Source organism: Paenibacillus sp. J22P169, from assembly GCF_059691995.1.
Genome location: NZ_JCAUAO010000001.1, coordinates 791,041 through 813,941 on the forward strand (window position 1 = coordinate 791,041; position 22,901 = coordinate 813,941).

The 22,901-nt window shown below is 45.4% G+C and carries 19 protein-coding genes; 1 reads left to right on the plus strand and 18 read right to left on the minus strand.

The features are described from left to right. Positions 1-40 precede the first annotated feature (40 nt). The 16 genes from AC58QG_RS03855 to AC58QG_RS03930 form a co-directional block, all read right to left on the minus strand. Positions 41-820, minus strand: a complete 780-nt coding sequence (locus tag AC58QG_RS03855; protein ID WP_497360781.1) for a HipA family kinase — start codon at positions 818-820, stop codon at positions 41-43. Next, positions 810-2,741: a polysaccharide deacetylase family protein gene (locus tag AC58QG_RS03860; RefSeq protein ID WP_497360782.1), complete on the minus strand. Its 1,932-nt coding sequence runs from the start codon at positions 2,739-2,741 to the stop codon at positions 810-812. Before AC58QG_RS03860 ends, AC58QG_RS03855 begins: the two co-directional genes overlap by 11 nt. After that, positions 2,738-3,727 carry an aminoglycoside phosphotransferase family protein gene (locus AC58QG_RS03865; RefSeq protein WP_497360783.1) on the minus strand — a complete coding sequence of 330 codons (990 nt, stop codon included), beginning with the start codon at positions 3,725-3,727 and terminating at the stop codon, positions 2,738-2,740. Before AC58QG_RS03865 ends, AC58QG_RS03860 begins: the two co-directional genes overlap by 4 nt. Before the next feature lie 2 nt (positions 3,728-3,729). Then, positions 3,730-4,881, minus strand: a complete 1,152-nt coding sequence (locus AC58QG_RS03870) for a glycosyltransferase family 4 protein (protein WP_497360784.1) — start codon at positions 4,879-4,881, stop codon at positions 3,730-3,732. 12 nt (positions 4,882-4,893) lie between these two features. Then, positions 4,894-5,529: a hypothetical protein gene (locus tag AC58QG_RS03875; protein ID WP_497360785.1), complete on the minus strand. Its 636-nt coding sequence runs from the start codon at positions 5,527-5,529 to the stop codon at positions 4,894-4,896. A gap of 427 nt (positions 5,530-5,956) precedes the next feature. Then, a complete protein-coding gene (locus AC58QG_RS03880; RefSeq protein WP_497360786.1) occupies positions 5,957-6,817 on the minus strand; it encodes an endonuclease/exonuclease/phosphatase family protein in 861 nt (286 codons plus the stop codon). Between the two features lie 283 nt (positions 6,818-7,100). After that, a complete protein-coding gene (locus tag AC58QG_RS03885; protein WP_497360787.1) occupies positions 7,101-7,235 on the minus strand; it encodes a hypothetical protein in 135 nt (44 codons plus the stop codon). Then, positions 7,235-8,110 (minus strand): DUF4846 domain-containing protein, encoded by an 876-nt coding sequence (locus tag AC58QG_RS03890; protein WP_497360788.1) that lies wholly within the window; start codon positions 8,108-8,110, stop codon positions 7,235-7,237. The genes AC58QG_RS03885 and AC58QG_RS03890 overlap by 1 nt, the downstream gene beginning before the upstream one ends. A 124-nt stretch (positions 8,111-8,234) precedes the next feature. Beyond that, positions 8,235-10,223 carry a putative phage tail protein gene (locus AC58QG_RS03895; RefSeq protein WP_497360789.1) on the minus strand — a complete coding sequence of 663 codons (1,989 nt, stop codon included), beginning with the start codon at positions 10,221-10,223 and terminating at the stop codon, positions 8,235-8,237. Between the two features lie 56 nt (positions 10,224-10,279). Further along, complete coding sequence (locus tag AC58QG_RS03900) at positions 10,280-11,110, minus strand: carbohydrate ABC transporter permease (protein ID WP_497360790.1); 831 nt, start codon at positions 11,108-11,110, stop codon at positions 10,280-10,282. Further along, the gene (locus tag AC58QG_RS03905; protein WP_497360791.1) at positions 11,103-11,981 is read right to left on the minus strand and encodes a carbohydrate ABC transporter permease; all 879 of its coding nucleotides are present in this window, start codon (positions 11,979-11,981) and stop codon (positions 11,103-11,105) included. Before AC58QG_RS03905 ends, AC58QG_RS03900 begins: the two co-directional genes overlap by 8 nt. A gap of 30 nt (positions 11,982-12,011) precedes the next feature. Next, on the minus strand, positions 12,012-13,337 hold the full coding sequence (locus AC58QG_RS03910) for an ABC transporter substrate-binding protein (RefSeq protein WP_497360792.1): 1,326 nt from the start codon (positions 13,335-13,337) through the stop codon (positions 12,012-12,014). Positions 13,338-13,386: 49 nt separating this feature from the next. Next, a complete protein-coding gene (locus tag AC58QG_RS03915; protein ID WP_497360793.1) occupies positions 13,387-14,943 on the minus strand; it encodes an FAD-dependent oxidoreductase in 1,557 nt (518 codons plus the stop codon). 57 nt (positions 14,944-15,000) lie between these two features. Continuing rightward, positions 15,001-16,125, minus strand: coding sequence for a hypothetical protein (locus tag AC58QG_RS03920; protein ID WP_497360794.1), 1,125 nt, complete (start codon positions 16,123-16,125; stop codon positions 15,001-15,003). Next, the gene (locus tag AC58QG_RS03925) at positions 16,122-16,880 is read right to left on the minus strand and encodes an SDR family NAD(P)-dependent oxidoreductase (RefSeq protein ID WP_497360795.1); all 759 of its coding nucleotides are present in this window, start codon (positions 16,878-16,880) and stop codon (positions 16,122-16,124) included. Before AC58QG_RS03925 ends, AC58QG_RS03920 begins: the two co-directional genes overlap by 4 nt. Before the next feature lie 12 nt (positions 16,881-16,892). After that, entirely contained in the window at positions 16,893-18,617 is a 1,725-nt protein-coding gene (locus AC58QG_RS03930; protein ID WP_497360796.1) for an amylo-alpha-1,6-glucosidase, read from the minus strand. 231 nt (positions 18,618-18,848) lie between these two features. Between AC58QG_RS03930 and AC58QG_RS03935 the strand changes: the two genes are divergently transcribed. After that, complete coding sequence (locus tag AC58QG_RS03935; RefSeq protein WP_497360797.1) at positions 18,849-19,667, plus strand: helix-turn-helix domain-containing protein; 819 nt, start codon at positions 18,849-18,851, stop codon at positions 19,665-19,667. A 189-nt stretch (positions 19,668-19,856) separates the two neighbouring features. Here AC58QG_RS03935 and AC58QG_RS03940 read toward each other — a convergent pair whose 3' ends face one another. After that, positions 19,857-20,351, minus strand: a complete 495-nt coding sequence (locus AC58QG_RS03940) for a hypothetical protein (protein ID WP_497360798.1) — start codon at positions 20,349-20,351, stop codon at positions 19,857-19,859. Between the two features lie 180 nt (positions 20,352-20,531). After that, positions 20,532-22,835, minus strand: coding sequence for a helix-turn-helix domain-containing protein (locus AC58QG_RS03945; protein WP_497360799.1), 2,304 nt, complete (start codon positions 22,833-22,835; stop codon positions 20,532-20,534). Between the last annotated feature and the right edge of the window lie 66 nt (positions 22,836-22,901).

Sequence of the window (22,901 nt, forward strand, 5' to 3'; positions counted from 1 at the left end):
ACAGATTCTCATGGATAATAATGAAACTAGAATAAGAGCATTAAGAAGAACCGCATAATTTTTTGAATTTCACTAAGAGGTCCGGTAATTTATTTCTTGTGTTTATCAGATGCGATAACAAAGCTTCTCTTTCCGCACCTGACACATCCCAATCCTGAGGAATCGAGAACACAACATGCTTGATGGCTTCATCCGGCAAAGACAGGATCCGCAGCAAATAATCATCCAACTCTCCCCTATTTTTTAAAAGGGAGTAACACCACTGGTGAACCTTCAAATTCAAATTCATCTTCGTGTTTTTCAGCGATTTTGTGGTCCAATTGGAATCGGCAAAGCACCGTCCATGATCGATCATGTAAAAGTAGTGTTCGCTGGCACCTATCGGCTTTAATAGTGTATTTTTTTCTTTACGATCCGTGTTGCTGAGCCAGAGATCAAACAGAATCACCCCGGCAAGCACTTCCCGATTGTGGATCCGTGAGCTGTCTTTTTTGAAAAAATCCGGGGTAAGATAAGTGCTACCCTCAATATACTGACTAGCGAATTGATTGCCGGATTTAAATTTACCTTTAACCATTTCAGGTATGTCGTTGATGAAGGCATTGGAAACAGGGACGACTTGAAACGGGACTACAGGCAGGGAAAGTAGCTGCCCTAAGCTTGCCGCAATATATTCGTTAACCAACACCCTTGTTCCGGTTGGGTTATTTTTGAATTTAACTACATAGCTCATGCCATCGCTAAACTGGATCAATTGGGGCTTCGAATATCCTTCCGGCATACAGCGCATATGTTGAACAGGAAATAAATTAAGACCCATATCCATAATCAACTCCTATGTCAAATGATCCTTCGAGATGTGTCAGCGTTAATCCTATACATACACCATGGCCGAAAACCGGGGACCGGGGAATATTCCATTTTACACCCGAAGTTGTTGGATATACCCAAGTAAACAGGTTTCCGGTGCGGATGCCCCGTTTTCCCCCTTCTGTACAGGAAGCTAACGAAGCTCGCCCCTCCCGTATAATTCGCAGGTAATCGGTAGACATCCCAATATCGAGCGAAAGCGGCAAAATGGAAGGAGGAATATGCTCATACCGGATGCTGATCCGGCTTTCTTCTTTGTTTAACAGGAATCGTTTCTTTAAACCATACGCCGGACTGTTGACCTGCCTGTTCACAAGTACCAACTCGGCCGGGGAGTCTTCTGCAGAAGAAGAACTTTCGATTTCATACACATCATGCTCGTATCCATAATCTGCGAGTGCTCCCGGATGATTCATAGGCGTATCCATAAAGCCGTTCAGTTCCTCAAGCAAGTTCCAATCGTCCGTCGGATTGCCTATAAACATCCTTCCTACCTTCTCTTTGAACGAAAAAGCATACAGAATCCGCCCACCGAACGTAGGACTAATGACCACGGCTAAATCTTGGTTGCGTAAAATCACTTCTTCGTGTCCGTCCTCGTCGATATCCTGTACCTCCAGCTGCAGAAGTCCCGCGCTGTCCGTATCATGCTGCCATACAGCCGCCTTCAGCAGTACATAGGCAGCGCGAGCATGACTCGCAAGCGCACGGGCCCAGGGAGCAGGGGCGGCGTCCTTCCAGGATACTCCCGGGTCGTGCCAGCCCGTTTCATAAGCGGATGCAAGCAAATGCTTGATCGCCAGATCGAGGATCAAGGAGGGTGCAGCCTGCTGCTTTGAAAACGTGAATACTCTCTCCCATGCTTTTTCTAGCATTTGCTGATATGGAGCCCAAGCGGTCGAGCCTGCCCAACCGGAGTAATCCTCTCCGGCACCGAACAGCTCCGCCAGCTCCATGTAGGTGCCCGGGCCAACGGAGCGGGACGGCCAGTCCGTACGCTTGTTGAGCCAAGTTCCAAGCAGAACCGGCTCGACATCCTGCCTGTTTTTCAGCCAGTTCAAAAACAGGTCGTAATGCTGGATAGATCGGGGATCCCACATCGGAGGAATTCCCGCCGCTTTTTCCATATCATCACCGTAGATAGCGATTACATCCTCCCCTCGGTCAACTTCCTGCTGCAATTGGGCCATTAATTGATCCAGCTTCTCTTCATTAAACCTAGTATGGAACGGTATATTCAGTCTCATCTCCGTAGAGATTGGAAGAGCAAGTAAACCGCCTGAGTCTTTCACCGAATATGGCATGTATAAGCTTGGATCGAATCGGCGCTGTTCATCGAAGCTGGTGCGTTCATCCCCTTGCAGAAACAGACGGTCATCCGCCAAAACATACCGGTATCCACCGTTGCAAAGAGCCGAACTCATTACAGTTTCAGCAAGCAGTCCGGTGTCCCAGACACGTTCAGGAATCCAAAGCCCCTTTACTTCGGACGGGTTTGCTCCTAGCCACGAATTATATAACCGCAGTTCTTCTTCCAATTGGAATCGGTTAAAATCACGGCTGAACAGCGTCATTATATTTTGCGAGTAGGTTGAACCCACCAATTCCACCAATCCGGCCTTCCACAAATCGAAGATTTCCTCCAGAAAAAGCGGATCAAACCAAGCGCACGCTTCGATTAAGGTGCCGCTTATATGAAGGTGAAACGGAATGTCATATTTGCTATGAAGTTCCAATATGGCACGCAGTCCGGACGATCCGTTCGTTGGCCCGATTGTTTCCCCGATGCCAGGACGATTCAAATATCCATTGGTTATCAAATACTGGTTCGCATGATGGACAATGGCAATAGGAATTCGGGCGGGGCTCATTCGAAAGCACTTCCCTGCAAAGATAGCTTACATTCTTGAAGGAACGGATCAACGATGTCCAGGGCTCCGGTCTTACATACGCATAATTCATAATGGAGACTTTCAAATAAAGAACGGGAACGGCATTGAGATAAGCGCATTAGGAAGGATTGGTGTTCTGATTCCGGAATCCCGGTAAGGTAAGTATCAATTAACGTTTTCACGACCGGTTGAAAGTATCGGAAATCACCTTTCTTATAAAATGCGCTCAACTGAATCTGGCAGGCATGATAAGCTACGTCCCAAGCCGTGTCTCCGATGAAGTGGTGATCAAAATCAATTGCCGTCACCTTATGACCGTCCCAAAACACATTTTTGATATGGAAATCCCCGTGCAGCATGGCTACGTTTTCTTTCCCGGCTGTTACCGGATGGAGAATCAACTGATTGACAAGCGATTGGAAAGCTGCCTCCTTTTCCGGAACGACCTTGGTCAACTCTGTGATTAAACGGGTAAAATCTACATCCGCCCTCGTCCTTCTGAGCTGCTTGATTTGCATAAGCGGGACTTGATGCAGCCGTTTTAACCAGATGGCCACATGGTAGGCTGCATCAACTGCTTGGTCCGTTTCGTACATCCAATCCCTAATGATTTTCCCGGGTGCTTTGGACATAAGCAGCAGATTATAGGATGGAAGATAGGCAATAGGGCGTACGATCGTATAGTCAACTTCATCATTCATTCCGTATGCCCAGAGATGCCGCATTAAGCGGTAGCCCGCCATTCCTTTTTCCGGGTCCGAAAAAATTTTACCTATGACGGCTTCTTGAACCTCCTCACCATGCTGGTTTTCATACGTTATCGCGTATTCCAATATCCATTTTTTCATCTTGGGCATACACGCTACTAAGGAAAACGATAGGACATGCCTAGGTTCGTCTATAAAATTTGCCTCATAAGCGGCAATGATCTCCTCCATAGGGAGAATAGGAAATTCATCGTTCATGGTTAAGGCTCCTTTCTATCAACATCTGCAGACCACTGCGAATAGAGCAGAATGGTTTGGTCGGCAATCGATTTCCACGAAAAGCGCTGTACTTCTTGGACTCCCCTTTGAGCTAAAGACTGCTGCAGGACGGGATTGTCTAACAAGGTGAGAATGGCTTTGGCCAATTGTTTCGGGTTACCCGGTTCCACGCAGCATACGTTTTGGACGATTTCACTAGCTCCTGTAGTCGTTGTGATGATTGTCGGAATCCCCGAGGCCATAGCCTCTAGCACTGTAATTCCGAACGGTTCCGATATAGACGGAAGTACATAAACCTGGGCATCCTTATAGCATTTCTGAAGCTGTACTCCTTTCACAGTGCCTGTAAACGTTATATGCTCATCGATTTTCCAACGGTGCGCTTGCCGGCGCAGGGGACCGAGCAAGTTGCCGTCCCCTGCGATCATAAAGCGTGTCTCTCTTTCAGCAAGAATCATCCGCGCCGCCTTCAGGAAATCACCGGGTCCCTTTTGTCCAGTCACTCTTCCTAGAAATAATACATACCCTTCGGTTGTTCCGTAATCCCGATCCGCTGCCAAGCTTTGAAATGAGGAGGCATGAATACCGTTATAAATCACGGAGACGGCGCTCGGGTCGGCTCCGTATTTCGAAACCAAGCTTTCCTTAGTACGGGCAGAAACAGTGATCGTATGGGTTGCCGATTGAAACGCTGCCTGCTCGATAGCTAAAATTCCGGGGTGAGGGGGCAATCCGGCCGCCCGGTCGTACTCTGTAGAGTGAACGGTCCAAATTAGGGGAATTCCGTACAGTTCTTGGATACGCATCGCTGGATAAACGCCCATCCAATCATGTGCATGAATTACATCTACTCCCTGTGGTTGAAAAGCCTCCTCAAGGCGGGATCGGAACGAGTGGACACTCTCCCAAACCATATTATCTCCATCGGAATAAGCAGTCGATTGCTGACCGATATCCAAACGGTGCATAACCATCCCCTCCGGGATATTAAATACCGTATCCTCGTCAGTCGGGAGATAATAGTCTATACATACCCCCTGTTTGACCAGCTCTTCAACCAGCGATTGGCAGTGTACGCCTAGTCCTCCTGAAAATTGCGGAGGGAATTCCCAAGCGATCATAGCAATTTTCATCGAGAATCCCTCCTAAGTCGATATCCTTGGAATATATTTCAACGACTCAGGATGATTGATCCATTGTTCGTGCAACTCGGGATCCAGAGCCTCCACGTGTTGGAGAAAAACACCAGTCCACGTCCCCAACCCTTTCAGCAGCTTCTTAGGGGGATAATCCGCAGAGACAGCTTTATCACTGATATTGACAACCTTCAGGGTTCCGTCAGGCATCACATAAATGTCCTCGGGTGAATGACCGGATCCCCATCCCAATTCTTTAGAGACGGTAAGCAACCGCAACAGGCTGATTGTTAATTCCCGTGAAAGTCCGTTCATCTCCATGTAGCTGAGCACTGTCGGGGTCTTCATAGATTCCATCACCAAGAAGGTCGGGCCAAATAAGTAAACATGGGGCGTAATGCCGTAGCCTGCTCCTTTATTAAGAAGGTTGTATTCCTCTTCCGCTCTTCCCTCCTTGGCATAAATCTTAACGATGCGCGTTTCATCCAATTGAAAGCTTGCGCTCTTTTTCCCAATGGCGATCAGTGGCAGGTCTGTCGGGTTATCTACAATTAATTCTTCTGTCGGATCCACCCGGTTCACATTTATTGATTTAATTTTTCTGGTTACGCTTGCCTCCAAAAGCTTTCTCAACTCATTCATCATCGAAAACATACCTATCATCCTTTCCTCTGTTTATAACCGTTTTATTTGATATATTCTTTTGTTGAACTGCATTTTTACAAATAAATAGAATAGTAGTTTTCATTTTCCTGCCTGCGATTTTTAACCAATATTGCATTTTTTTACTTATATTTCCTCATTAGACATAAGAAACTCCCATTTTAGCCTCCTGTATGATTGAATTTACACGATAAACAGTCCCTTTTATTCCTGTCTTACCCTGCTACTTTAAAATATGATTAAGATTTTATTAAGGAACGGCTAATCTATTAATCTATTTGTCCATACGAATCCGGGTCTATTTTCATAGTTTATTAACATAAGGTTGAATTCAATAGTTTTGCTTATTCAAAAATACTAAAAAACCCCTTCAGTCTCTTCACTGAAGGGGCTTCGTATTCAGTTACCTTTATTTCGGCTTTTTCTTATTAATTACAAGCTCTGCAGTCACTGGTAAATGGTCAGCTGCATTCGTGTCAATCACTTTCCCGGAACCAATTTTTACATCTTCAGAAGTAAAAATATAGTCGATGCGACGATTGGGTTTATCTGAATAATAATAAGAGGTATAATCCTCATTTTGACCGAGTTCAGCAAACACGTCTTTATATTGTGCAGTCATCTTAAGAATTTCTGAAGCTTCAGGTGTAGCATTGAAGTCTCCTACGATGATACTTGTTCCTTCATTTTGTTTTGCAAGGTCAAGTATCTCACTGATTTGTAGATCCCTCTGTTCGGCTCTTTTATTGTCAAGATGCGTATTGTAAAAGTTAATATGATTCCCTCTCACGTTTATCACAGTTTTCGCAAGACCTCGCTGCTCAGTAGGGCTCGTTGGATATGGAATATTAGTGAGTAGATGATTTTCGGCAGAAAGTATAGGATACTTACTTATGACGGCCGTTCCGTATTGGCGACGTTGTTCTCCTTCATTTAACGGTTCAAAGTCAAGATTTGCAGCGTAGGCATAATGCATGCCTAAGTAATTTGCTAACCATTTCGCTTGATCTTCGAAATTACTGCGCTGGGAAAAATGATTATCTACTTCTTGCAAACCAATGATATCAGCGCCCAATGTTTTAATAACGTCAGCAATTCTTTGCAAATCTAAAATGTCATCTGTGCCCTGTCCATGATGAATATTATACTGCATAACTTTAATAGCAGTCTCTTTGCCTTTATCAACCATTTGTGGTTCTGCGGCATGAGTTAACGTAGGAATCATGGACAGTAGTAAAATAGAAGTTAAAATAAATGATTTTTTAAACATGCAAAACATCCTCTCGAAGTTATCTACTAAACTACTTCTAGCGATTTGTATGCTTCCTAAATAAATGGCGCGCGGAGACCGGAACGATTAGCTTTGGTTACCTAGTCAAAGTTGGTTTAACCCCTTTCTTTCAAAAATATTTATATTACTATGATTTCATATTATGTTTTTTATTTCCATAGGCTTTAAGATTTAGTTTGTCCAGTAATAATGTTACCCTCTTAGACCCTATTTACAAATTCGTTTCAACAAAAAAAATACGTAACTTGTCGAAATAGCTAATCTAAAGATCAGCGAAAAGGAAAAAGCCGCTCAGGGAGCGGCCGCGACTTGGGAATATTTTGACTAGCGCCTTCTTCATTTGTTCCTCAATTGCTTTTAAGAAGTCGCTGTTAAGCTTCTCCTTCTCCCTTGGCATTAATCTGTGAACCTGTACAGTTGTTCCCTTGTAAATGTCCATTCTGGGGATTTCAACTTCCCCTCAAACGCAGTGGAATACCAAGGATTCCCCTCCCCGTTATCCTCATTCTCCAGAATGTGTATGTCTTGCGCTGGCGTGTAGCCCTGAGCTAAGATAAAGAGCTTCTCACCAGTCTTGGGGTTCTGAGCCATATCCAATACGACGATTGCATGTCCCGGCGAGCCACCTTCCAGAAACACATCTCCAGCCTGCATCTCTGACAGTGGAACCTGCTTCATTTCCTTCGACAAGGACAACGTTCCTGCATACGCAAATACCATGTTCAGATAACTTCGAAACACCTCGTAGCTGTCGGAGGCCGCTCCCCGTTTGGTCCATGAGACCTTGTTGCCGGAAACTTCAATCCGATTCCCTTTCCTCCATGTTGCATAGTCAGCTTTAAATCCATTTGTAAAATTGAAGTGTATCTTATCATACTTGCCACTGCCATACAGGTATTCCGCCCGCAGCCTCATAACCGCATCGGCGCACTGCTGCAGATCCCGCTCTCCTACATCCACATCGAGCACTGCTTCGTAAACCTCTTTAGCCTTAAGCTCCCCATTAAACAAATGTACCTTGGAGCCATGGGGCTTCAGAGGCAGTTTCCGCAAATAATTCCCATATGACCCATTCTCCACAGGAACCCTCTCATAACCGTTAGGAACGACTATCCGTTCCATCACGTTTGTTCCTTCCGCATGAATCAATTTTTGTTTATGGGATTTGTTTCCCGTAACAGCATCCGCGGCTTTCGACAGTTCCTCCCCTGCGGCGGAGCAGGAACTAAGGAGCAGCGAAGAAAGGGCAGTAACCGTTATCCATTTTTTCAACAACAGCAGCAGCTCCGATCATGGACCTTTGTCTATACTCTCTATCCATTTTAAAAATAGAGGCGTCGTTAATTAGACGATCCTCCAGAGCGAATAGTTGCTGCCTGAAGCCCGTTTGAAAATTCTATAACAACCAATCCCCTACAATGCCAGCAATCTCCCACTGTCCGTCTGACCGTCCCAGCAATGAGATTGAATTGCCCTGCACAGCGTTACCGATGAGGGACTTACCTCCATTTGGTGTCAGAATGGTCTTACCTGGCTGTGTTACCAGATTAAGTCGATAAGATTCTTCTACAAAAAAAGTATAAGTAACAGATGCTTTTGCTGCTGGTAGTGTAAGACTTACCTCCCCAGATGCGCCGGCATTGGTGATTTTGAATCCTAAATAGTCGAAGGAGACGACTCCGGAAGACGTGTAAGCTTGAATGGGCAGCGGATGTTTTACTGCATGAAGGTTCTCTGATGCGGGGTCTATCGAATAGATACTTTGGCCTCCACCTTTGATGGAGCAGTTGAAGTATGCCACGTTCCGTATGATTTCTGTCTTGTTTTTCTTTAAAGTAAATCCTCGTTTAATCAGGGGGATTTGACGTGAATCAATGGATTCACAGTCCATATAGACCGCATTTCCTATGACGGTTCTTACCTGTGCTGGCACCGTTGTGAGGATGAACGAGGAACCGTAACCGTAGGGATCGTCTGGCTGATTAATCGTATTGCAGTTGATAGCCTTGCAGCGAATATAAGAACGCTTCGCACTGTCCGCTGAGAAAGATAAGTCAGAGAATCCTGCGTACTGCTCACTGTCGGCGATACAATCGATTAATTTGATTTCACCTTGTACGGCTTTAGCGCCATCTCCTCCATAATTCATGGAGTAACCAAACGAATTGCCTTTCGTGCTACAGCGATCAAAAACGATATCAATGGGCACACTGGCTGCAGTTGGCTTTAACAAGGTGACTAGGAAACCACGACCTGTATTCCCTTCCGCCACACATTGGATGAAGCGTATATTTTTCAGCAGATCCAGTTGGCCGTTCGGCTCAATATCAACACCACTCTGCGGAGCTGTCCCTTTCGTGTTGGTGAAGCGGCAATTTTCCACAGAAAGACCATCTACGGAGATAACGGACAAACCTTGTCTGCGGTTATTGTCCGCTCGGCAGTTGCGGAGCACAATATTTCGACAGAAAGCCACTGTCGATTCGAAATATCCGATATAAAACCCGTCTCCGCCACTGTCATTGGCATTGATATTTTCGATGATAACGTTCTCGGAGCCGCTGATATCGAAAATGTGGGCCTGTTCACCGGACGTATACGCCGCTTTGTTCATACGTAATGTGGAACCATTACCGTTGATATACACATCCTTAACAGTTTTGATCCGAATTAACCGCTCGTAAACGGGGCTCACTCGGCTAAGGGTGTCTATCGCCTGTATAATCGTCCCCGGCTCTAGCTCGATTGCGATTTGGTTCGGAATGAACAGTTGACCCGTTAAGTAAAAACCAACCCGCTGCTTTGGAATAAATAACTTGTGTCCAGAAGAAGCATTTAAAGCTGCTTGTAAAGCCAGCGTATCGTTCGTTACACCATCACCTTGCGTACCGAACCAGGTAGCGATAAGTGTATCCCCGAAGATGCGTTTGAACCGCTTACCGTTAGATGATACAAGTACGGTTCCCGTGTTATCCGCGGTAGTATTGTCAAACGGGTCATATCGGAAGAAACCTTCCTGCATCTCATTCGTTACGTAGTAAGCTAATCTGGGATCAGGATCGAGTTCAGCCCTCAGTTCCTCCAGCTTGACTGCGATGCACAATTGCATGTCCAGCAATTCAAGCAATTCTTTTTTACGATTTTTATTCGCTATACCGTATACGGAACCGGTTACCGTTTGATCTTTGGCGAAGACAGTGGACTTCCCCGCTCCCTCCCACAATCCGGTTGAGATTGCAGCAATTCCCCCCAGCCCTAACGTGGCAAGCAACTTCCTGCGGCTAATTAATGGTTTACTCTGCTCTTCCCGCTCTGTTGTTCCCACTAGGTCCACTTTACTAGCAACTTCTTCTAAATCATTTGATTGGTTAGATTGTTTAGTCATAGCTAGAGTCACTCTCCCTTTCCCACATTCTGGTAATAAGTAGGGTTTCAGTAAATTCAGCCTTTCAATCCAGTGGAAGCGATTCCTTGGACGAAGTATTTTTGAGCAAATAGAAAAACAAAAAGCACGGGCACAATTGTAATAACGGCACCAGCCATGATGAGTGTCATCCGGTTTTGAACTTCGTTTTTCAGAAACAGCAGTCCGAGAGGCAGTGTAAACATATGCTTATCCTGTAAGTAAATAAGTGGTTCTAGTGTGTTATTCCAGGCGCTGATGAAGGTGAAAACAGCTAGTGCTGACAAGGCAGGTTTCGCCAAGGGAAGATAAATCTTGTAAAAAATTTTCCAGGGATTCGCTCCATCTACCCATGCTGCATCATACAACTCTCTTGGCAGCGTCTTAAAAAACTGGTGCAGCAGGAAGATACCAAAGGCCCCACCAAGAAAACTCCGCAGAATAAGTGGATAATACGTATCGAGTGCACCGACGGATTTCCAGATAAAATAGGTTGGGATCATCGTAATTTGGGATGGCAGCATCATCGTACCTAGCATCGCTAAGAAAATAAGGTTCCTACCGCGAAATTGGAAGAAAGCTAATCCGTAGGCTACGATCGCACAGGAGGCTACGGTTCCGACTAAATCCATGATCGTGACAAAAATGCTGTTCATGGTGTACTGCAGAAAGTTGACCTCAATCCATACCTGCTTGTAATTATGCCATACGAACGGTTCCGGTATTAGTTTGGGGGGCAGGGTTAGCTCCGAGCCCGATGCTGTCAAAGATGTCGAAAGCATATAAAGGAAAGGCACAAGCATGATGAAGGACCCAATTCCTAATATCACATAGGCGGTGTTTCTAAGACCGATGTTTGTTTTATTCATAATGCACCCACCTCTTTTCCGTCACCTTCTGTACAATGGTGATGACCAGAATGATCAGGAACAGTCCCCACGCCATCGCTGATGCACTGCCCATCTTGAAGTTAAGGAAAGAATCGCGGTAAATCAGAATGTTCGGCACCATATTCCGGTCTGCTACAGAAATGACGTCGCCTAGCATAACAAGAAACACGTCAAATGCGTGAAAAGCAGAGATAGTTGAGAGGATCATAACCATATACAACATAGGAGACACGATTGGCATGGTTATTTTAGTAAATAACTTCCAACCTGATGCACCATCCATCCGTGCCGCTTCCAACATTTCTTCCGAGATATTCTGCATGCCAGCTAGAATGAGTACCATTGAATAGCCGGCCCCCTTCCAGATGTTAACGAGAGCGATGGACCCAATCACTAACCACCATTTCCCGCTTCGTATCCAATCGACCGGTTGAAGCCCCAACGTATGTAAAATCCAGTTTAACAGGCCATATTCATTGTTATAAATCCATAACCAAATCATCCCCCCTGCGACCCAAGGTGTGATCACAGGGAGAAAGAAAATAATCCGGAACAATGATTTACCTCGAATCTGCTGATTGAGCAGATAGGCCAGAATAAGGGCAACGAACGTCTGAAGCGGAACGAATAATATGGCAAAATAACCGACATTGCGCATAGAAAGCCAGAAGACTTTCTGGTGTAGGAACTGGTTCCAATTACGCAAACCGATCCATTGCGGCGGGTTGAATAAATCCCACTTCGTAAACGTTATATACATTGAAAATACGAAGGGGAACAAGAAGAATATGAGCAGCTGCAGGACAAAAGGTACGGTGAAGGCGAAACCCCACCAGCCTTGTTTGCGCATTGGAACACCCCTTTCCAAGTCCAAGCCAGTTTATTTGTTATCGTCGAGCACTTGTTGGACTTTTTGTTGAATTTCTTTGGCACCATCTTCCGGAGACCGCTTACCATCCATGATATCGTTCAGGATGGGTCCGGCTGCCGCTCTCCATTCGTTCCAGGATGCGTTCTCATCCAGTGTACCACCCGCTTCTTCAATCCCTTTCGTGTAAGCCTTCTTGTTGAGCGGTTTGGTCGTCGATTTCTCGAGCTCTGCCAGAGCTGTTTTCTTCACTGGCAAGCTTGTTCCGCTTTCCGAAAGCAACCCTTGCCCCTCATCACTCAAATAGTACTTGAGGAATGTCCATGCTGCTTCCTTCACTTCGGGTTTCGATTTCGAATAAAGAATCCATTGGTTCACAACCATCGGAACGAAGCGTTTGCCATCCATACCGATCGGCATCTTGACGGTGTCCCAATCAAGATCCGGTTTGTTCTTATTGAGTGAAACCTGAGTTGCATATTGGAAGAAAGTCATCGCAACCTTGCCATTTTCGAAAAATTTGCCAGTGGTTGCAGCTTCTCTAGTGGGACTAACCTTCAGCTTATTGATCGTATCGGACCAGGCTGTTAGTCCTTGAATCGATTTGGGATCTGTGAAAGTCGCTTTGGATAATGTCGAATCGAGAGAGGAACCGCCGTACGCCCGCATCCAAGGCAGCCAGCCTAGCGTGATATTACTTCCTGCCTGGAAGCCGTAAATATCTGCTTTGCCATCTCCGTTGGTGTCTTTCGTCAGCTTCTTAGCCGTTTCAATCATATCATTATAAGTCCAATCGTCCGTTGGAAAAGGAATGTTATTATCTTTGAAAATCTGTTTATTATAGGCTAACGCGCCGGGGTTGATACCGTGCGGAATCCCGTAAATTTTGCCTTCCAATTTGGCAGATGTAAGAGCACTTACATAGTCATCCGTCTTCATGTCGCGCTTGATGTACGGTTCTAAATTTTCCGCAACCCCGCGTTTCCCGTAACCAAGTACAACGGCATTTTCTTGCAGCCATAGATCTGGAGGATTATTTCCAGCAATGCGGGTGACGATTTTGGTAACAAAATCCGCCCATGGCGTTTCCTCGATTTCCAGTGTAATGTTCGGATACTTCGCTTGAAAGTTGGTTATGATCTTCTTGCTAGTGATGTCATAACCGCCGGGCAAGCCAATTTTCAGAGTAACATCTTTTAATGGTGCTGGTGTTGGTGCTGCTGATGCCGTGGCCGTTCCACCTGCACTGCTAGGTAAAGTTTCCGCTGGTTTCTCGTTTGAACAGGCCGTGAGAGAAAGTGCTGCAAGGATTCCAATAACGATTGTCTTTTTGTTCATGAGTATGACCTCCCTTTAAGAACAATTTCGAATCAATGACACGTGTAACTTATGAATTCACATGTAGAATTTGACCATCCATCAATAGCTGTTTTCGCAACAACGTATAATCCAGATCCTGCAAGGCACACTGATGCTGCAGCGCCAAAGCGGCAGCTGTAGCCGCAGATTGGCCAAGAATCATAAACACAGGTTCCATTCGAATGGAACCATAGGCAATATGCGAGGAAGACAAGCATACCGGTACGACAAGGTTTGTGCACTCCTCGCCTTTGGGAATTATTGCTCGATACGAAATCGGATAAGGCCCATTTGGACTGACTTCAACATTTCCTTCATTGATACATCGACCGTCTAGAACCAATCGCCTGCAATTGTGTGAGTCCATGGTATAGGCGGCTAAGCCTACCGAATCCTCCTCAATTTTGAAGTGGCGACAATGATGCTCTGTCATAACAACGTCTGAAATCATACGCCTTGCCTCACGAATATAAAGTTGGTGCGGCCATCCGCCGGTAGTGGTGAACTCATCAGCTGGAAGCCCCCACGTCTTAACCTCCGCTCGAATAGCTGCTGGGATCGTGTCATCATTTGCCAAAAAATAAAGCATGCCCATATTATAATGAAGATGCTCTTGAAAGAGCTGCTCGCGATACGTATAGCTCGCCTCAGGCCAAGCATAATTACGTCCTATATAATCGGTTGAAATGGCTCCCCAATTATTCAAATCACTCTTTCTGTTGGGCATCACTTTATTGAGCTTCAATGCATCCCAGACGCCGTTACGGATATATCTCGCTAGTAAAGCGAATTCATCACGATTGTAGTTAGGCGGTTCTGGGAAAAGAAGCTGATGATCCGGGTTACTGCTCAAACAGATGCGGAAGTTATAAGCCTGAACGGAATCATCTCCCTGTCCTTGCACCCCAGGTGCAGCAGTGGCTATGCCCGGGAGCAGACCACTATCTATTTTACCTTCTCTGACAAACGGGTCTACCCAAGCCGTAAAGTTATGTTTGGGATGACCAAAATGAATCCCGTTCAATATCTCTTTATACTTGGTGTTGGATTCTCTCCCCACATGATAGGAAACGCCAGCCCGAGCAAGCAAATCTCCCTCGTAGGATGCATCTATAAACATAGGTGCTGTGTAGATACTTCCGTCTTCCATTTTGATTTGCCTGATTCGTCCTGATTGAAGTTCTACGGAGTCCAAATGTTGCTCGAAATACACCGCTATCCCATCTCGCTGTAACCACTCCATAAAGATCCGTTCCGCAACGTGAGGTTCCAAGGCCCAGGTCCTGCCATCAGGCTCGTCGCTACCGTAGTGCTTCCCAAGTGCTTGATAGAACTCGCTGGAAATTCCACCAATAGCCATGGTGTTACCTACATCCGTACGTCCGAGACCGCTTGACGTCATTCCTCCTATATGTTGACTGAATTCAGCAATCACCGCTTTGAGTCCCATGCGACTAGCTTGAATAGCTGCTGCTATGCCTGCTGGAGTACCGCCGTAGATGCAAAGATCAGCCTCGATATGATTAGGTTGCCGAGGTAGAGGTTGTTTGGGCTTATAATAATACAAATTTGAAAAAGTACTCATTCTGTATCCTCCTCCATTCAATTTGCATGTGAATTTACGTTAAACACAGCATTCCTTTTATAAAACGATGCTCTCAGGTGGAGAGTAACGGATAGAACGGAGCTGCGGGGAGTCTATCTTTCTTCCTAGATGTAGAGATTCCATGGCTAGATTGATCATTCCGGTTGTGAGAAAAGTCCGTTCCGCACAGACTGGCGAACTCTTGGTCAGTATCATCTGCTCAATTAGACCTGTCAACTTCTCGAAATGGTTGTAGGGTCGCCCCATTCCGCTTTCACAACGAGCCGCTGTAATCACGCCATTAGCTCCACGAAAAGCAAGTCCCCACTCCCTTATAAAACGCTGAAGCTGAAGAACGTAGCCTTTTAAACCGTCGTTATATTCAATAATGAACAAGACAGGTACGTCCACATGATCCCTAGGATGACCGGGTAGAACATCCCTAACTGTGTTTAGTGCCTGAACCATTAGCTCCTCAGGAACCTCCCCGCGATCCATTGCAGCCCAAACAGATCGGCCCTCTAGGGCTTGAACTGAATTGATCCCGGTCTCACCGCCATGTCTTTGTTCGGCTGCGGCTTGCAGAACCTCCAGGCCATGAAAGCCATAAGATTCGACTCCGAGCCAACTGATCACAAAAATCTCCTTCACCTGATTGAGTTGCTTGGGTGAATAACTTGGAACTTGAGGAACATGAGGAATAGAGGATCCTCCGAGAAAGGGCAGTCCTCTCCTCATCAGCTCACTGTAGATCCACTCTGCATCATGCATGAGATAAGACAGATGCTTATCATTAAATATAGGTATAGCAAGTTCTAATCGATCCAACGTGCGAAATGTTTCTTCAAAAAAGCGACGGCGTGGATACTTCTTTTGACGCTTCTCGTTCCATGGGTAGTCCCCATGCTCACCAATCAAAAGAACGCCATCAATCGGAATTCCGAGATGTGGAGCGGTAATAGCCTCCTCGATAGATGTATAGACAGGAATACCTCGCGATTGTGCTTCGGCAGTACCGATATCATTAGAAGGTACCTGATCCAGATAGAGCGAGACCACTTCAATTTGCGGAGCATACCCGAACAAGCCTAGCAGCCGTCCGATAATAACTTCTGCATGGGAATCAGGGCGATATTCAGTTACAATAGCAGCCACTTTTTTTCGTTCGCTCCGCGCGTTCATAGCGCAAATCCCCCGTCAATTGTAATTAGAGCGCCTGTTACATAAGAAGCAGCATCGGAGAGCAGAAAGGCCGCCATCTCTGAAACTTCATCAGGCGTCCCCGAGCGGCCGAGTGGCGTATGCTTGGCAACAGCTTCCTTAAAGGAAGGAGGAAGTGTGCTTAGCGCTTCTTCGGTCTTGATGTCACCCGGCAGCAGCGCGTTAGCTCGAACCCCCCTGTTGGCGTAATCAGCAGCTATGACACGGGTCATCTGATTGACACCTGCTTTGGCAGCACCGTAAGCGAGACAGGTCGGCTTTACCTTGTGACTTAAGACGGAGGAAGAATTAAGAATAACGCCTCCTCCCGATTGAATCAGGAGAGGGAGAGCATATTTATTCACCAGAAATGTACTTGTCAAAGTTCCTAAAAGAACTTGGTTCCATTCTTCTAATGTTAGCTGCATAGCGGGTTTGGATATTTGTGTGTAGGCATTATGATACAAGCCATCCAAACGGCCCCAATGATTCTGAATACTTTCTATCGTCATAGTAACTTGCTTCTCGTCTCGCGCATCAGACTGGAAGTACATCAAATCCATTGGATGAAACGTAGCAATAGCTAGATCGTTCAACCTTTGGTGCGCGTCCTCGGGAGTCGCGAGGTCCGTCGCTGCGACCTTGGCTCCCCTTTCAAGAAATAACCTAACAGCTGACAAACCCAATTTGCCCAGCGCCCCAGTAACTAGAATTACTTTTCCACTTAATTGAGCCACAGGTTGTTCCTCCTATGCCTGTTCCATTAATAGGCAAGCCGTTAATGCGGCTGACCAATGAAAATCTCTAACAACGTCCATCTTTTGACGAATATTATACCTGCCTGTTGGGGGGCCCTTTCGATCGCATTCTGAAGGAGGTACGTGATCCGCAGAATCAAAATACTCAAAAATGACTCCGTATTGTTCATAGTATTTTTGCACCATTTGGATGCTTTGCTGAGCAAGCTTATCTGCTTCCGCTCTCCTTCCTTGCCTCTTAAGCCCGGTATAGACAAGGTAATTCATATTCATCCATACAGGTCCTCTCCACATATCCGTGCTGTACGTTATTTCAGAGGCTGCAGTAGTTGGGATAGGGAATCTTGTTTGAAAATGATTTGGATCCTGCAGCATGGTTATCAATCGGTCTGTACGTTCTTGGGGTAAATGATCTAGGAGCAGTGGTAGAAATCCACTTACCGCCTTCACCCGAGAAAAGTTTCCGTCCATGTCACGATCGAAATAAAAACCCTCTCTCTCATCCCAGAGTAAATCTTGAATTTGATCGTTTAGATCAGCAGCCTTTCGCTGCCAATATTGAGCTAATTCGGTTTCTCCGAGCTCATCAGCGATTAATCCGATGTAATGAGCATCCTGGGCAACGAATACGGAAAAATCTACTGCGTCCAATACAGCTGCACGATCAAATCGGGGGGAATTATCCATTCCGGATTCTCCGGATCGGCATAATGGATTGCCTTCAATCATCCATTCCAGCAGCCCATTCCCATTGCGGTCGCGGTTCGTTACATCCCAATTCACATATCGTTCGAGTATAGGGAGTGCATAACGCAAATGGGAGCTTTGTTTGGTATGACGGTAGTTCTCCCACACGCCCCATGCCAGTATAGGAGGCTGAGTCATGCTAGAGCCTGATCCGTCCACTTTGTATGTATGGGGAATCATGCCATCCTCACGCTGTGTATCCAGTACGGATTTAAGAAAACTCCATGACAGCTCTGGGTCCAACACATTCATAGCAAACGAATGAAATACGGAGTCCCATAACCACATCGCTTTGTGAGGAACACGGTCAGGTGTGGACCAGTGCTGACGGATCACTCCTTCAGGAGCAAGCGTGTTGACTTTCATCACACTAAAGCACTTCAGAAGTAGCCGTTCTTTCAACGGATCATGAAGTCGGGGGGCAAGTTGATAATATTGCAGTCTGGCTTCAGCTTCCTCCCTGGCATCGAATGTCAGCCCCTTCACTACTCGGCTGACAGCTTCTTCAATCTGTCGTCCGTAAGCTAATGCCCATCGTTCCTTGTCTCTTAGCAAAGCGATGACATCCTGTCCATTCGCTGCCTCTGTAATGAAAAGCGAATCCTCTGTCCAAGCTTTGCCTCCATCTTCTTCTTCAAAGCTTAGTTGGATGTCAACCGTCGAAGGAGCCCTTCCAATAAGCGTATGCCAGCTCTGATACACCGCCAGCAGAGGACCTTCTTCCAGTTCGGTTACAAGCACGTCTCCCGTGGCAATTTGAACATCACCTGAATGAGGAACGAGAAATTGCAACGATCTTCTTCGCGGTGTATGAAATAGTAGGCTGTATGCTACCCCCCCCACCGTAGCAACGAATTGAGAATTCGAATCCGTTTGCCCGTCATAACCGGAAAAAGCAAACAGTGCGCCCTCTTTCCATATATTGGGTAAATTTTTCTGAACATTTAGCGCTATCTTGCTCCCTGTCAAATTTGCTCTCTCCCCTATGAACCCGTTTTATTGATTTTATTATCTCGCAATTCAGTTAACAGGTTATATAGAACAATTTGCTCATTCGTTACAAGATTTTGCTCTTTTCCTCATTTCGGTACGGAATTCACTATGGTATACTCAGAATTATCTGATAGTTAAGGCGGGTGAGCAGCAATGGATGTTTTAAAGAAAATTGAACCCTTCGAAGGTAGGCGCTTCCCATTACGAATGACTGAAGTCATTAGCTGTTTTCACTTGGTAAGACCGCACTGGCATGATCACCTGGAATTTATACAAGTTCTAGAAGGTGAGGTTCAAGTTCTTGTCGACAATCGCACTTTTATAGCAAGTGCACCCTTTATACTTTTTATTAATAGCTGCAAGATTCATTCGATGCATTCGTTAAATGGCAAGAGCAGCACCATCCACGGGATGATATTCGACATGTCCTTATTAACTGGCTCCTCTGAGCATTCCGAATTACAGCATTTATTCGCCCACTTCATTCAAACAGCTCCTATCCAAGGTCCCATCCACCCCACACATCCGTTGTGGAATGAACTGAATACTCACTTTGAAATCGCATACAAAGAATATGTGGGTCAAGATATCGGAAGTGAGCTCGTCATCAAGTCGTCGCTCTATCGCATGATGATCCCTTTACTTCGGAGCTTTCAGCAAGAGCTTTCCCTTTCGAAAGACTTGACCAAAAGCTTTGACCAATACAAACGGCTCAAACCGGCCATTGATTTTATAGAGTCCAGTTATGCTCAAAAGATTTATACTGACACCCTCGGTGGGCTGGTCAATTTAAGCCCTTTTCACTTTACTCGTTTTTTTAAAAAGGTAACGGGACTTACCCCGATGAACTACATCAACCGTTATCGGGTAGAAATGGCCAAACGATTATTGATTGAACAAGACTTAAGCATTACCCAAATTGCAGAACGCACAGGCTTCTGTAATGTTAATTACTTCGATAAAGTATTTAAGGAAATGAACGGATTCACTCCGCTGGAGTTAAGGAAGCAATTCACCGATGGATAAACAAAAAATCTGCATCTAAACTAATGCCATAATATACCAAATTATTTTACCATAAATCGGAAAGTATTCGCTACTCAACGGCCAACGGCAGCCGATTGTTTGTCGGCTGCCGTTGGATTAAGATTAAACTAATGGAAAGAGAACAATTGTCGTTCAGGATTTTATCCACGAACTTCAAATCAAACTGCATTAGAGTCTTTTTAACATGTCTTCTACTTTTGCATGCATAGATTGCACCGTTGTTTTCCTATATTGAATACCAAGCCGAATTACCTTCAACTGCTGTCTTCGGGATAGCATGCGAAACCGTGGTTCTTGCTTTAAAAATTTTCGAATAATCGTCCAACTGTTGATTTCAAAACGGTTTGGTTTGAGGTAAGGAACTTCATAAGGCAGTTGTCGTTTTCGAAATCGATTAACAAGATTTCCAAAGTTAGTTGAAATCTTGCTTTCATCTACGAGACATACAGCCCGATTTTTATTGGTGTGCTTTTTGAGGAAAGCGAAATGATGATGTCCGTCTTGGATGATATAGCCACCATCTTTCTTGCTTTTTTGCACAATTAGTAATTGCATAAGGTCCTGTGCAACTTTTTTTAACTCCTTCTTACGTGGTGAGGTCTTAGTGCTGATACTTTCCTGCTTAATCTTACTTAGAGGTATATATTGCACTGTATATCTCAACGCTACCCCTCCTCAACACCGCTGCTTAATGTAATGTATTCCAAGGTATTACAGTGTATGTTTCTACTGCTTGTTAGTTACTCATTTCCGATCTGGTCAGGGTATAAGCAATTCATTCCGCACGTACATAAACAAACGGGTATCCCAGCCAGATGGCAAGTGATACCCGTTATTTGCGACTTACGACGAAATAGTCTGCGACATGTGTTCCCGATACTCCGTTGGTGTTAAGCCTGTATACTTTTTGAAGGTGCGCAGAAAGCTTCTCGTATTTGCATATCCGACCGCTCCCGAAACGTCATTTACTTTAATAGATTTATCCCTCAAAAGCTCCATGGCAGCTTTAATGCGAATCTCGATCATGTAATCGATAAAATTGCTTTCCGTGTGATCCTTAAACAGTCTGCTGATGTAAGGCGGAGTGAGATGAAACATTTCAGCCAACCGGTCTAAGGACAGATCATATTCCTGATAGTGCTCTCGAATATAGTCCAGCATTCGCTCGATCGTCTCATTTTTCCCGCGTTGATTGCGCTTTTCCTCAATTTGTGATGCCAAGCCCTCGAGAGTATCTCCGACTAACCGCTCCGCATCCTTCCAGTTCTCACATTTCCCGATACGATCATAGAAGTTGCTTAGCGGACCCATCGATATTTCCGGCTCAATCCCAATGGATTTGACGGTTTGCAGAGACTTCATCACAAGGTCATAGCATAGCTGCCTAATCAGCTCTGGAGGAAGATTGCTCTCAACCGCTTCACGGAATGTATCCGATAAGTAATTGAGCATCTTGACGCGATCCGTTTGCCTCATGGCTTCCATCACCGGATCGATCATCCGACTGAGCTTATAATAATCCTGTCGGTCTGGCGGCTGTAAATCGTCTACCGATATGACCGAATGCTTACCAAAGATCATTTTGTAATGAAGCGCCTTCTGAGATTCATCAAAGGAGCTCGGAATATCCTTCATCTCCATGCGGCACTTACCGACTCCGACCGTTACCGTTAAGCCAAACTGTCTCTTCATGATATCTAGGATAAGTTCGAGTATGACTAATGTTCGCAAATGGTTATGCTCCGCATCGCCTTCCGCGAAGCTGAGAAGGACAGCCGCCTGGCCACCTCCCAGATCGATAGCCAAACCTGCGTGCTCGGTTCGAATCAGCTCCTCTGCGACATTGCAAAACATATAGGTGTACAACGTTTCATCCCGTGGGGAAAGCTGTTCACCTTCCTTGCCAATCTCAGCCGTACAAACGATAAAGCGCTCGGAATACATGTGAATCCCCAAAAATTCCAAATGATGATACATCGCATGGAAATCGGAACGGTTGCCGTTCAATACATCCATCATAATCTTCCACTTGAGCATAGGCTTCGAATCCCTGACATGCTGCTCCAAATGCTCACGGTCCGTAACCATCTCATCGAATATATGCTCCAGGTTTCTGAGTCCTATACTCTCTTCGCCCTGCCCTCTACGCTTGTTCACGCCAGACAGCTTACCCGCCAAACGATCCAGCGGCCTAAAGGTCCAACGGTTCACATAAAATAATGCGGCCAATGCTAAAAAGAACATCACGACGGCAAACGTGAGCAGCAGATTGCGTGTAACCTTGATCGGTTCAAATACGGCAGACTCTGGCATGATGCTGACAAATTTCCAGCCTGTGTACCCACTAGTCCGGTAAAACACTGACTCTTGAATTCCGTCCAACCTGACGTTAAGCGCTCCGCTGCCTGGATCCTTTAATATCTTTTCTATATACGGCAGCGACTTCATATTGCGGTAAAGCTGATTTTTATCGTCATGAGTGACGACATTCCCTTGCGCATCCAGAATGAAGAATTGACCACCGTGGCCATCCTCATAAATCGTTTTTATCATCTGAAACAACTGAGCCTCTTTGATGCTAATAGCCATGAGACCCTTCCTAAAGCCAGGACTGCTGAGGCTAGGAAAGCTGCGAACCAAGGTAATCACATCTTGGGTCTCATGGCCATCCCATACCTTTTGTGTCGATAGCCACTTAAAATATTCAGGCATATTCAGGTACTGAGCCAACCAATTGAACTCTGACGAAGCTTGCTTTAAATAGGTTTCCTCTGTCATTAAATCGCCACTGATATGTGAGTACGCAAATACCGATGAATAATTGGGATTATTCCAAATAAATTCCTTCAACCTGGTTGTCAATGTATAGTAGATGCTGTATCTGTGCCCGTCATCACTGTAGCTGTTATTCATAAAATAAACAAATTCCAGCCCTTCGGCCATGGAGAGCAGATCCTTCTCCGTCTGGCGAAAGGCTGCTTCTACCTTGGAATCAACCTGCTTCAGCAGTGCAAGATTAGCATCCTCTAAGTCCTTCTGCAGCCTACCCACAGTACCCGTATAGGACAACCAGAAGGTCAGGGTGATGATGAAGAGGAATACAATACCATATATCATCATGGCTTTTCCGGATATGCTGGTTCTCATAGTGGGTGCACCTCCGTTCGGTCGCATTGTTTTGTTCCTATTGTACCATTAACACGACTGTCCGGT